Raw genomic sequence first — 11,858 nt, forward strand, 5'->3', positions numbered from 1 at the left:
GTGAATCATCGGTCTCATCAAAGATCTAGAGCGTCCGATCCGATTCCATCGGATCGGAAAACGCTCTAGAAAACACGCTCGACACCTAGAGCGCGCCGTCGCCCGGCTATTTCGTCGACAGCACCGATGCGCGGATCGGCACGCAAAACACTTCCGCGTTGCCCTCGTCGATCACGCGCAACGACCAGCCCACCCACCTCTCGTCATCGCCCAGATCGCGCGCCATCGCCGATGCATGATTGATGACGTCCGTGCGGCGCTCGAAATCCACGCCGCGCGGGTCGATGTGGATGTTCGTCCCGCTTTCCAGGTGAAAATAGTAGCGCATGGTCCCAGCTCGATCCCGTGCCTGCTTCAAATCTAGTTTTCAAATGTTCAGCGCGACGGCGCACACCGCTCAAACGGAGCATTTCGGATGCGCTGGAATTGGCGCTCGTACAGAGCCCGGCCACACATCCGTCGGGCTCGCGAAGGGCCGACGGGCAGGGAGGAGACACCCGCTACGCCCTTCGCTCGGCACCCCGCTGCCTGGCCCGGATCGGGACGCTAGGCGGAAGGCCCGGCCGGCGGTAGTATGACACCGTAATTTACGGTTACATGCCCCGCATCATGCTCAAGAAAATCGTTCGGTGTCAGATCCTTACCGGATGACCCGCCGCCCGAGCCCTCGCACTCCACCCGCGGAAAATCCATCGCGCCGACAGGAGCCATGACCCTTGAGCCCGCAGCCATCGAACGTCACATCGAAGCGATTCTCGCTTCGAGAGACTTCGCTGCGGCACCGAAAATGCGGGCTCTGTTGCGCTATGTCGTCGATGCGACCCTTGCCGGCGACGCGCAACGCCTCAAGGGATATGCGATCGGGGTCGACGTTTTCGAGCGCGGCCCCGACTTCGACCCCGCAATCGATCCGATCGTGCGCGTGCAGGCCGGCCGGCTGCGGAAACTGCTCGACGCCTATTACAGCTCCGCGGGGGGCGCCGATCCGATCCGGATCGACATTCCGCGAGGCGGCTATGCCGTCACGTTCCTGCCCCGGGGCGATGCGCCACTCTCCAGCGCTGGCGACGACGAGCCGAACGCTGTCCCGGAACCGTCTGCTCATCCGGCTGCCGCAGCGCCGTCTCAGTCTTCGCTCCGCTGGCGGCAGGCCGCTCGCTCGCCCCGGGCGCAGTTGGCCGCGTTGGCGCTCCTTCTCGTTCTCGGGGCACTCGGTGTTGGCCTGCTCGGCGAGCGAGGCAGCGGTCAACCTCCCCTGACGGAACCTGCCGGCCGTGCATCGTTGCAGAGCCAGGAGGGGGCCATCACGCTCGCGGTGCTGCCCTTTACGAACATGTCGCGAGACGAGTCCCTCGGCCCCTTCGCGGATGGGCTGGCCGATGCGCTCATGACCGCGCTCTCGCGCGTCAAGTCCATCTCGCTCGCATCGCGCACCTCTGCGTTTCAATATCGCGACGCCGCCGACCTGCGCCGCGTCGGCGAGGCACTGGGCGTGCGCTACCTTATCGAAGGCGGGGTGCAGCGGGACGGCCGGCGCATCCGGGTCACCGCACAGCTCATCGACACCCTCACGGGCGCGCATATCTGGGCGCAAGATTACGACCGCGATATTTCGGACGAGCTGGCCGTGCAACGCGAACTGGTGACCATGCTCGCCGCCGAGATCCGGCCTCAGCTCTATGGGGCCGCGAAGCGGGCCATCGAAGCAGCGCACCCGGAAAGTGCCACGGCGTGGCAACTCTATCTGCAATCGACCTGGATGCCCGGCGAAGCGCGCAACAGCCTGGCGTGGGAGAAAGAGCGGATCGCACTCGCGACACGCGCCCTCGCGCTCGACCCGGACCTGGGCCAAGCAAGCTCCGTTCTGGCCGACAAACTTGCCTATCTCGCCAACGTCGACCCGGCATCGGACACGGACGAAGCCCGCCGGGCTGCGGCCCAACATGCGCGCCACGCGCTCGAACTCGCACCGGGCGACGCCGACGTCATCTTCAACATCTCCGTCTACTCCTGGCATGCCGGGCGCATGACGGAGGCGATCGAGGCGACGAAGCGGACGCTCGAACTCGACCCCAACCATGTGCTCGCACGCTTTCTCGTGACAGCGGTTCCCTATACCTGCAGGCGCGCGCCGAAGGAGGTTCTCGACGAGCTCACCGCGTTCGACGCTGAGATGTCGCCCGACAACCCCGTGCGCTGGCTGACGCTCTATTGGCTCAGCCGGCTTCATCTCAACAACGGAGACCTCGACAAGGCTCACGATGCAGCGCGCCGCGCGGAGCAAATTTTCCGCTCGCCGGACTCCTTCTACCAACTTGCGGCCATTCTCGTTCAGCTCGGGGATGCAAAGGGCGCGGTCGCGCAAATCGACCAGCAGCGCGCGAACTGGCCCAATCTCGATCCGCGCCATTATGCGGATGCCACCGTGGCGCGGCGCTGCGAGGATGCGCCGAACGCAGCACGTCTGCACCGCATCTACAGCGATCTCGCAGAGGCCGTCGAAGCCGCTTCGGCGGACAGATGATAGAGACCCTAATCCCCGCGGCGGCGTTTCCTCGACCAGTAAATCGCGAAGATGGCGATCCAGAACAGCAGGGCGGCCACGTCCATCAGGGTGGACAGCTCACGCAGGCTGCGGTTCCAGGGCTGGTCGGGCGGTCCGAGAAGGGTGAGAACGCTCGCAATCACAGCGATCACGAGGCAGATGCCGACGCCTATCCAAGCGATCCGAACTGCGCGCCTGGTCATGTGCGAGCCTCCCCACGGACTGGCCAGCGCACCGGCTGACGGACACCAGCATATCACGCTATCGCGGGCACCGAAATCGCATCCGGAAAGCGCCGCTAAGTTTCGGCAAGGGATAGCTCGCCAAAACTATCCGGTCTTGGCGCAACTCTCCGTACGCCGCGGGGTTTCCGCCACAAATCGGCCCGCTCCTCTTCCGACGACACAACCTGTTCCCTTGGTGACTTTCCGCGTTCGGGGAAACGCGCATCGACGCCAGCCCTGAGTGTTGTCGTGCGTCCTCGCGACCGGCCATCGCATGGCTCTGTCATGCCCGCGCCCCGTCCCCGCAGGAGCACCCGAGAAAGGCTCGCACATGTCGGACATCGGTCAATCAGCAGCGCGCGTTACAAGAAGCCCTGCCTTCAAGTTTTTCCTTATCGCCTTCCTGATCGTCTTGCTCCTCGTGCCGCTCTTCATGGTGGTCGGCCTCGTGATGGAGCGCGAAGGGCGCTCGCGCGACGTCATCCGGGAGGTCGGGCGCACGTGGGGCGGCATGCAGCAGATCACGGGGCCCTATCTCGTCGTGCCATACAGCGTGCGGATCGAAACGCAGGAGGGCGACAAGGTCGTGCAGCGTGTCGTCGAGCGCCGCGCCGTCTTTCTTCCCGACGAGTTGCTCGTCAGCGGTGACGCGAAGTCTGGCCTGCTTCATCGCTCGATCTTCGACGTGAATGTCTACACCGCGGCGCTCTCCATCACAGGGCGATTCTCGGTGCCAGACGTGTCCGACGTGGACCCGAATGCGATTGCGGTTCGCTGGAAGGATGCGACGTTCGCGCTGGCGCTCAACGATGTTGCAGGCCTCAAGGAGGCCGCGACGCTCGCCCTCAACAGGCGGGATAGGCTGCCGTTTCAGCCCAGCATCGGCGTCCCCGTCTCGAATATGAACGGCATCCACTCCAAAATCGGTACGGCGCCTTCGGTCGTTTCTCCGGACGGGACGCTGCAAGCGTTCAGCTTCGAGGCGGAACTGCACTTCACGGGCTCGCTATCGCTCAACTTCGCCCCTGCCGCGCGCGAGACGCGTGTCGAGATCACGTCCGATTGGCCGCATCCGAGCTTTGGCGGCGCGTTCCTGCCGGTGGAACGGGACGTGCGTGCGGAGGGCTTTTCCGCCAAGTGGCGCATCCCCCATCTTGCCCGTAGCGTTCCGCATTCGTGGTCGCTCACGGAGCACGGGCTCGACCGCTTCCTCAACGCTCAGTTCGGCGTGACGTTCTACCAGCCGGTGGACTTCTACGGCCTCGTCACGCGCGCGGTGAAATACGGCATTCTGTTCCTGGCCGCGGGCTTCATGGGCGTGTTCGTTCTCGAACTGATTTCGAAGGGGCGCGTGCATCCGGTGCAATACATCTTCGTCGGCCTCGCGATGGTGTTCTTCTACGTGCTGCTGCTGTCTCTTGCAGAGCACCTCGGCTTTACGCGCGCCTACGCCATCGCCTCGCTCGCAACGGGCGGCATGCTCTCGCTCTACGTCGGAAAAGCGCTTCACAGCTTGCGGAGCGGCGTTCTGATGGCGGCGCTCTTCTCAGCGCTCTACGGGCTCCTCTATCTGATCCTGCGGCTCGAAGACTATGCGCTGCTGGCTGGCGCCCTCCTCGGCTTTACCGCGTTGACCGGATTGATGTTCGCGACGCTTCACATCGACTGGTCGGGACTTGGCGGCCTCACGGCAGAAGAGGGCAAGGCCGAAGTTCCGTACGGTGGCGGACAGACAACATGATATGAATGCGCGCCGGGGCCATGCGATTCGCGATTGAAACGCCGCCACATCGCCAACCTTGCCGTTCGACGGCGACGCATCGACGTGTCACCGGCATAGGGGAAATGTTGGGAGACAATCGCAATGAACGTCAAAGCTCTCGTCGCCGAGTTCATTGGCACCTTCATGTTGACCGGCGCCGTGCTCGGCGCGGCCTTCTACTCCTTCGGAGCACCAGCGGGCGCCGCCGGCATCGTCGGCGTCGCCCTCTCGATTGGCATCACGGTGTTTGCGACCGCGCGCGCGATCGGGCACATCTCGGGCGGTCATTACAATCCCGCCGTCACGCTCGGTCTCGTTGCCGGCGGGCGTTTCAGCCTCGGTGACGCCGTGCCCTACATCGTGGCGCAGTGCCTCGGCGCCATCGCGGTGACAGCTGTGTTCGCCACCATCGGCAACGCGCCGGCGACGTATGCCGCCAACGGCTACGGCAGCCTGTCGATGATCAACGCGAGCCTCACGAGCGTGCTGATCATCGAGGTCGTGCTGACGGCGTTCTTCCTGATCGTCATCATGGGTTCGACGCGGGCGAGCGCCCCGGCCGGCTTCGCGCCACTCTCGATCGGCCTGGCGCTTACCGCCATCCACCTGATGTCGATCCCGGTCTCGAACACCTCCGTCAACCCGGCACGCAGCCTGGGGCCGGCGCTGTTCGCGGGCGGAGAGGCGCTCTCGCAGCTCTGGCTGTTCTTCGTGGCACCCATCGTCGGAGCCGTTATCGGCGCCATCATCTATCGCTGGCTCGACGAATAGGCCGTCTTCGCGCGATCGGGAGGCGTACCCGAAACGCTTTGAAATTACGCACAATATTGACGGCCGCCCGGTTTCCGGCGGCCGTTTTTTCTTGAACTGCGACTTTTCCGCTGCATTAAAGCCCCTGTATTTTCTTGATTTTTTAAGGGGCGTATGCCACCTACGCGTTGGCTCGGGCGCAGGGGCTTCGATCTCATTCGACCTGTTTGTCCCTTTTCGAGCCCCAATTTTTGTATTTGCCCGTTTGCGGCAATCGCCATTCCCCTGCGCTCACGTCGTTCTGAAGCTGCGCCCGGAGGCCTTGAAAGGCCGCATGCCGGTCGAGCGCGCTTGGAACATTGAGATCGCTTATGGAGACTTGGTTTTTTGGAAACGAAGACGTTCGCTGAGCTCGGGCTCAGCCAGAAAGTTCAGGCTGCCATCACGGCCGCCGGCTATGACTCACCGACACCCATTCAATCCGCAGCTATCCCTGTGGCCGTTACCGGGCGCGACGTGCTCGGCATCGCCCAGACGGGAACGGGCAAGACCGCCTCGTTCGTGCTGCCGATGATCACGCGGCTCGAAACGGGCCGGGCGCGGGCACGGATGCCGCGCTCTCTCATTCTGGCGCCGACGCGCGAGCTTGCCGCCCAGGTGGCGCAGAGCTTCGAGAAGTATGGCATCAACCACAAACTCGACGTGGCGCTGTTGATCGGCGGCATGTCGATGGACGACCAGGTCAAGAAGCTCGATCGCGGCGTGGATGTCCTCATCGCAACGCCCGGGCGCCTTCTGGATCACTTCGGCCGCGGCCGCATCATGCTGATGGGCGTCGAGATCCTCGTCATCGACGAGGCCGACCGGATGCTCGACATGGGCTTCATCCCCGACATCGAAAAGATCTGCAAGCTGCTGCCTCCGCGGCGGCAGACGCTGTTCTTCTCGGCCACGATGCCGCCCGAGATCACACGGCTCGTCAATCAGTTCCTGCGCGATCCCGAGCGCGTGGAAGTGGCGCGACCCGCCACCACCGCAAAGACCATCACGCAGAGCTTCCGCTACCTGCCCGACGGCGAAGATTGGGCGAAGCGGGAAATGCTCCGCGACCTGATCCGCGCCGACAACGTCCGGAACGCCATCATCTTCTGTAATCGCAAGCGGGACGTGGCGATCCTGCTCAAGTCGCTCCTGAAGCACGGCTTCAACGCCGGAGCGCTGCACGGCGACATGGATCAGAAGAGCCGCATGGAGACCCTCGACAAGTTCCGCTCGGGCGAGATCACGCTGCTGGCCGCAAGCGATGTGGCGGCGCGCGGGCTCGACATTCCGGACGTGTCGCACGTGTTCAACTACGACTTGCCATGGCAGTCGGACGACTACGTGCATCGCATCGGGCGCACGGGACGCGCGGGCAAGGAAGGGATCGCTCAGTCGATCGTCACACCCGAGGAACTGAAGTCGCTCAAGGACATCGAGAAAATCCTCGGAGAGCCCGCGGCGTGGATCGGCGACGGCCCGACCGAGCAGGACTTCCAGGACGCCGGCAAGCGTCGCCGGGGCCGTGGCGGTCGAGGCGGGCGGAGCGACAGCGCAAAGAAGGACGCACGTCCGGCAGACCGGCGGCGCGCGTCGGGGGCCAGCGGCCGGGAAGAGCCGAAGGCTGTGAAGCCCGCCGAAAAGGGCAACCGCAAACCCGCTGACGAGACCGCGCGCGCCGAGACGGCCCGCACCGATGCCCGCCGCGAGAACGGACGTGCCAAGCCGCAAGCCGAAGCGCCGCGCCGTGACGCACCCCGGCGTTCTACAGAGACCGAAGGACGGCGCGAGGAACGGGCCGCTGCGCCTCAACCCGCTCCTGCTCCGCAGCGGGCGCGTCCGCGCTCCGCTCCCGTCGATGCCTCGTCGAAAACAGCCGTTGCCGCTTTTGCAGGCAACGTGCCAGCGTTTCTGTGCCGCCCGGCCCGGCCGGCCAAAGCCGCCAGCGAGTAAGTTTTCCGCGCGATCTGTTGCGCTGCGCCGCGCTCTGGGTTCAGGGGCGCGGCGCAGTTTTTCGTGGGTCCTTTTCGACCTCGCGCTCGGCGACGCACAACAAATCTGTCAAGCGAATATCGCGCCGCAACATCAGGTAGCTGTGGATAGACGTGCCGGTTGCCCAATTTCAAGGCGGTGCGCGCGGTAGCTTCCCCCGGAGTTGGGAGGCGAAACCCATGCGTCATCATCGGCACACGCCCACGCGAACACCGCCCGTTCATTCCATTCAAGATGCAGGCGAAGCGACGCCATCCGCTCTCATCGAGACTGCTCAACTCCAGCGTCTCGCTGCAACGGTGCTCTCGAAATCGCCGGAAGATCTTGCGGCCCTGGCCGAGACCAATCCGCTGCTCGTGTGGGAGTGGATCGACGCCTTCCGCAAAGAAAAACTCGCGGCCGAGGCAGAGGCGCGATATTGGTCAGCGGCGGCGGCCTCTCTCTCGACGGTGACCGCTCACGTCGTACGCGCCGCGGCCGAATAGCTCCCAAGGGCGAGGACCGCACGCGCTTTCGCCGCCTCAAGACACGGTTCGACCCACGCGATCATGACGGATTTCGAGATCTGCCGCTGGGATGGGCTCGACGACGCCGAGCAGCGGTGGCTTGTGGCCGACATCGATCACGTCTTCTTCTCGTCGAGCAACACGCAATCGTTCGAGACCGAGGCCGCGAAAGCCGCATTCCGCGCGCGCTGGCTCGGCCGCTATCTTCTGCATTTCCCCCAATATGCTTTCCTTGCGCGCGACGGGGCTGGCCGCGCTATCGGCTATATCGTGGGCAACGTGGCCGATCCTGCACGCGATCCGATCTTTTCGGACCTGCCGTTTCTCTCTGCTTTTGCCGACGCATCGGCGCGCTATCCGGCGCATCTCCACGTCAATGTCGTCGAGGCGTACCGCGGGCAGGCGATAGGCGCGCGCCTGATCGACACCTTCGCCCTTGCGGCGCGGGATGCAGGCGCGAACGGCGTGCATGTCGTGACGCAGCGGGGTGCACGCAATGTGCGCTTCTATAACGCGAACGGATTTCAGGAGCGGGCTGCGGTGTCCTTAGGGGAAACCGAACTCGTGTTTCTTGGGCGCGATCTGGGCCGCGATCTCGCCGGGCGCACTTGAGTCCCCGCCTTCATCGTGCAACTCTCCCTGCTGCTTCGGAAAAATTCGATCGAGCCCGATGCAGGAGCGATGAGCAGCGCCCCTTCCCACATCTCCGAACATGGATCCTCCAACGGCAACGGCGCCGTGGTGCTTGAAGACGTCCAGAAGTGGTTCGGCGACTTCCAGGTGCTGCGCGACATCTCGCTTCAAGTTGCAGAGGGCGAAAAAATCGTCATCTGCGGGCCATCAGGGTCCGGCAAGTCCACGCTGATCCGCTGCATCAACGGTCTCGAAGCGCACGACGGCGGACGCATCGTCGTGGACGGGACGACGCTGACGAAGGACATCCGGACGCTCGAAAAGATTCGCTCCGAAGTCGGCATGGTGTTTCAAAGCTTCAATCTGTTTCCGCATCTTTCGGTGCTCGACAACCTGACGCTGGCTCCCAAGTGGGTGCGAAAGGCCAAGCGGGCGGATGCAGAGGCCGCAGCCCTCCAGCTTCTCGAACGCGTTCATATCGCGGATCAGGCGCACAAGTTCCCAGGCCAGCTCTCGGGCGGACAGCAGCAGCGCGTGGCGATTGCGCGCGCACTCGCGATGAACCCGCGCATCATGCTGTTCGACGAGCCGACGTCGGCGCTCGATCCCGAGATGGTGAAGGAGGTGCTCGACGTCATGGTCGAACTGGCCCGGCAGGGCATGACCATGCTCGTTGTCACGCACGAAATGGGATTCGCGCGCGCGGTCGCGGATCGCGTCGTGTTCATGGATCGCGGCGAGATCGTGGAAGCCGGGCCGCCGGACACGATTTTCAGCGCGCCGAAGCACGAGCGCACGCGCGCGTTCCTTTCCCAGATCCTTGCGCATTGAGGGAGTGGGGATGGTGAAGCTCTTCGGCATGACGGGTGGGGGCAAGAGCGGGCACCTTTTCAAACGAGGGGACCGTTCCGCCCCCCTCACCCGGAGGCTCGCGCCGCTCGCTTCCGACCTCTCCCCGGTGGGAGCTGTTGCGAAACCTATTGTGCGCCTCATTCAACGTGCGTGGCTGGATCCCGGCCTTCGCCGGGATGACGGAATTAAAGGAAAAATCGATAGCCACACCCGTAACGTCACCCCGACGGAGGTCGGGGCCCAGACGCGTCTCCGCATTGCGCAACAGCTCCCGCCGGGGTGAGGGGGTGAGACGCCCGCTGTTTCGCGCGAGGCCGTGGATCCGTGGAGCGATGTGGATCTTACTCCTCGCTCTCGTCGGCTCCGAGGCGGCCTTGGCTCAAGCGTCTTCACAAACGCTCGACACCGTCCGCAAGCGCGGGATTCTCAACTGCGGGGTCAACACGGGTCTTGCAGGCTTCGCCGCGCCGGACGCACGTGGACGCTGGACCGGGATCGACGCCGACTTCTGCCGCGCCGTTGCGGCGGCCGTGTTCGGCGACGGCGACAAGGTGCGCTTCGTGCCGCTCAACGCCAAGGAGCGCTTCACCGCGCTTCAATCGGGCGAAGTGGACCTGCTCTCGCGCAACACGACCTGGACCATGAGCCGCGACACCTCGCTGGGGCTCAACTTCGCGGGCGTGCTGTTCTACGACGGGCAGGCGTTCATGGTGCGCAAGTCGCAAGGTCTCAAATCCGTGGACGAACTTGCGGGCGCGAGCATCTGCGTGCAAACGGGCACGACGAACGAGCTCAACCTCGCCGACTATTTCGATACGCGCGGCTTACGCTACAAGCCTGTCGTGTTCGAACGCCTGATCGAGGTTCTTGCCGCATACCAGAGCAACCGCTGCGATGCCTTCACCACCGACAGCTCGCAGCTCGTCGCAGAACGCACACGCCTCGCAGATCCGGAGAATCACGAAATCCTGCCCGACCTCATTTCCAAGGAGCCGCTTGGGCCGCTGGTGCGCCAGGGCGATGCGGTGTGGTCCAACATCGCGCGGTGGACGCTATTTCTCCTCATCAACGCGGAGGAACTGGGCATCACGCAAGAGAACGCCGGCGAGATGCGAACGTCGCCGAATCCGGGGATTCGCCGCATCTTCGGCGAAGGCAGCACGTTCGGCCGCGCGCTCGGCCTCCGCGACGATTGGGCCGTGTCGGTGATCAAGACCGTCGGCAACTACGGAGAGGCCTTCGAGCGGAACCTCGGCCAAGGTTCGCCCCTCAAAATCGAGCGCGGGCGCAACGCTCTGTGGACGAAAGGCGGGCTGATGTACGCTCCGCCGATCCGCTGAGGGGGGCGAGACGAGATGCGCTCTCCCGATCTCAAGCGCTGGCGCGAACCGGCTACCTGGAAAGAAGCGGCCTACGATCCGGGCGTGCGCGCGGCCGTCTTCCAGGTGCTGCTCGCGCTCGCGATTGCATTCCTCGCCTACGAGATCGTCTCCAACACGATTGAAAACCTGCGCAAGCAGAACATCGCATCCGGCTTCGGTTTCCTTTCGGAAACGGCGGGTTTCGACATCTCGCAGACGCCGATCCCCTATTCCAGCAAGAGCACCTACGGCGCGGCGTTTCTTGTGGGGCTCGCGAACACGCTGATCGTCGCGTTCATCGGGATCGCAATCGCGACGGTGCTTGGCTTCACCATCGGCATTGCGCGGCTCTCGCCCAACTGGCTCGTGGCGAAGCTCGCGCTTTCCTACGTCGAGCTGATCCGCAACATGCCGCTCCTGTTGCAGCTTCTCGTTTGGTACGTTGCGGTGTTGCGCACTCTGCCGTTTCCGCAGGACGCGTTGGCGCTGCCGGGTGGCGGCTTTCTCGATGTGCGCGGGTTGCATTTGCCGCGCTTCTCGCTCGACTCCGGCGGAGGCATTCTCCTCGCCGTGCTGGCGCTCGCGCTCGCCGGCGCGTGGTGGCTCAAAAGGCAGGCGGGGATCGACCGTGAGGCGGGCCAGACCGTTCCGACACGCGCGCAACGCGTGGGCTGGGGGCTCGTTATCGCCGTGCCTACCATCGCCGTCGCGATCGCCTTCGCCGCGTCCAGCGTGAGCTACCCCGTGCTCGGGCGCTTCAATCACGAGGGCGGATTATCCATCGAGCCCGAATTTCTGGCACTCGTGATCGGACTCTCGACCTACACCGCGGCGTTCATCGCCGAGATCGTGCGCGCGGGACTGCAAGGTGTTCCGCGCGGCCAGCGGGAAGCGGCGGCGGCTCTCGGCCTCAGCCGGCGGCAAGCACTGCGTCTCGTGATCCTGCCGCAGTCGCTCCGGATCATCATCCCGCCGCTCACCAACCAATATCTCAACCTGACCAAGAACTCGTCGCTCGCCGTCGCCATCGGCTATCCCGATCTCGTCTCCGTCTTCTCCGGGACCGTGCTGAACCAGACCGGGCAGGCGGTCGAAGTCATTCTTATCACCATGGCCGTCTATCTCGCGATCAGCCTCGCGACAGCCGCCTTCATGAACTGGTTCAATAAGCGAACCTCTTGGGCGGAGCGGTGA

The 11,858-nt window shown here is 64.3% G+C and carries 11 protein-coding genes and 1 pseudogene; 9 read left to right on the forward strand and 3 right to left on the reverse strand.

Features of this window, described 5'->3' with window-relative positions:
• Positions 1-106 precede the first annotated feature (106 nt).
• Positions 107-328, reverse strand: a complete 222-nt coding sequence (locus W911_RS14700; protein WP_023788330.1) for a DUF6894 family protein — start codon at positions 326-328, stop codon at positions 107-109.
• 381 nt (positions 329-709) lie between these two features.
• Here W911_RS14700 and W911_RS14705 point away from each other — a divergent pair, with 381 nt between their 5' ends.
• Entirely contained in the window at positions 710-2,524 is a 1,815-nt protein-coding gene (locus W911_RS14705) for a hypothetical protein (protein WP_023788331.1), read from the forward strand.
• A gap of 8 nt (positions 2,525-2,532) precedes the next feature.
• On the opposite strand, the gene W911_RS14710 is transcribed toward W911_RS14705, so the two are convergent.
• Complete coding sequence (locus tag W911_RS14710) at positions 2,533-2,748, reverse strand: hypothetical protein (protein ID WP_023788332.1); 216 nt, start codon at positions 2,746-2,748, stop codon at positions 2,533-2,535.
• A gap of 352 nt (positions 2,749-3,100) precedes the next feature.
• Between W911_RS14710 and creD the strand changes: the two genes are divergently transcribed.
• From creD to W911_RS14725, 3 genes are all read left to right on the forward strand, one after another.
• On the forward strand, positions 3,101-4,510 hold the full coding sequence (gene creD, locus W911_RS14715; RefSeq protein ID WP_023788333.1) for a cell envelope integrity protein CreD: 1,410 nt from the start codon (positions 3,101-3,103) through the stop codon (positions 4,508-4,510).
• A 123-nt stretch (positions 4,511-4,633) separates the two neighbouring features.
• Positions 4,634-5,302 (forward strand): aquaporin, encoded by a 669-nt coding sequence (locus tag W911_RS14720; protein ID WP_023788334.1) that lies wholly within the window; start codon positions 4,634-4,636, stop codon positions 5,300-5,302.
• A 366-nt stretch (positions 5,303-5,668) separates the two neighbouring features.
• Positions 5,669-7,273, forward strand: coding sequence for a DEAD/DEAH box helicase (locus W911_RS14725; protein WP_023788335.1), 1,605 nt, complete (start codon positions 5,669-5,671; stop codon positions 7,271-7,273).
• Between the two features lie 20 nt (positions 7,274-7,293).
• On the opposite strand, the pseudogene W911_RS19085 reads toward W911_RS14725, so the two are convergent.
• A pseudogene (locus W911_RS19085) lies at positions 7,294-7,536 on the reverse strand (hypothetical protein); the annotation flags it as partial.
• Here W911_RS19085 and W911_RS14730 point away from each other — a divergent pair.
• The 5 genes from W911_RS14730 (at position 7,492) to W911_RS14755 (ending at position 11,858) form a co-directional block, all read left to right on the forward strand.
• Entirely contained in the window at positions 7,492-7,797 is a 306-nt protein-coding gene (locus tag W911_RS14730) for a hypothetical protein (protein ID WP_023788336.1), read from the forward strand. The pseudogene W911_RS19085 and the gene W911_RS14730 sit on opposite strands and share 45 nt — an antisense overlap.
• Before the next feature lie 63 nt (positions 7,798-7,860).
• On the forward strand, positions 7,861-8,430 hold the full coding sequence (locus tag W911_RS14735) for a GNAT family N-acetyltransferase (protein ID WP_023788337.1): 570 nt from the start codon (positions 7,861-7,863) through the stop codon (positions 8,428-8,430).
• A 69-nt stretch (positions 8,431-8,499) separates the two neighbouring features.
• Positions 8,500-9,282 (forward strand): amino acid ABC transporter ATP-binding protein, encoded by a 783-nt coding sequence (locus W911_RS14740; RefSeq protein ID WP_023788338.1) that lies wholly within the window; start codon positions 8,500-8,502, stop codon positions 9,280-9,282.
• A 353-nt stretch (positions 9,283-9,635) separates the two neighbouring features.
• Complete coding sequence (locus W911_RS14750; protein WP_023788340.1) at positions 9,636-10,643, forward strand: amino acid ABC transporter substrate-binding protein; 1,008 nt, start codon at positions 9,636-9,638, stop codon at positions 10,641-10,643.
• Positions 10,644-10,658: 15 nt separating this feature from the next.
• Positions 10,659-11,858, forward strand: a complete 1,200-nt coding sequence (locus W911_RS14755) for an amino acid ABC transporter permease (RefSeq protein WP_023788341.1) — start codon at positions 10,659-10,661, stop codon at positions 11,856-11,858.

The organism is Hyphomicrobium nitrativorans NL23 (genome assembly GCF_000503895.1).
Classification (GTDB): domain Bacteria; phylum Pseudomonadota; class Alphaproteobacteria; order Rhizobiales; family Hyphomicrobiaceae; genus Hyphomicrobium_C; species Hyphomicrobium_C nitrativorans.

Coding starts and splice junctions, on each gene's coding strand:
- W911_RS14720 (WP_023788334.1), top strand. CDS start 4,634: ATGAACGTCAAAGCTCTCGTCGCCGAGTTCATTGGCACCTTCATGTTG.
- W911_RS14710 (WP_023788332.1), bottom strand. CDS start 2,748: ATGACCAGGCGCGCAGTTCGGATCGCTTGGATAGGCGTCGGCATCTGC.
- W911_RS14700 (WP_023788330.1), bottom strand. CDS start 328: ATGCGCTACTATTTTCACCTGGAAAGCGGGACGAACATCCACATCGAC.
- W911_RS14740 (WP_023788338.1), top strand. CDS start 8,500: ATGAGCAGCGCCCCTTCCCACATCTCCGAACATGGATCCTCCAACGGC.
- creD (WP_023788333.1), top strand. CDS start 3,101: ATGTCGGACATCGGTCAATCAGCAGCGCGCGTTACAAGAAGCCCTGCC.
- W911_RS14755 (WP_023788341.1), top strand. CDS start 10,659: ATGCGCTCTCCCGATCTCAAGCGCTGGCGCGAACCGGCTACCTGGAAA.
- W911_RS14730 (WP_023788336.1), top strand. CDS start 7,492: ATGCGTCATCATCGGCACACGCCCACGCGAACACCGCCCGTTCATTCC.
- W911_RS14750 (WP_023788340.1), top strand. CDS start 9,636: ATGTGGATCTTACTCCTCGCTCTCGTCGGCTCCGAGGCGGCCTTGGCT.
- W911_RS14705 (WP_023788331.1), top strand. CDS start 710: ATGACCCTTGAGCCCGCAGCCATCGAACGTCACATCGAAGCGATTCTC.
- W911_RS14735 (WP_023788337.1), top strand. CDS start 7,861: ATGACGGATTTCGAGATCTGCCGCTGGGATGGGCTCGACGACGCCGAG.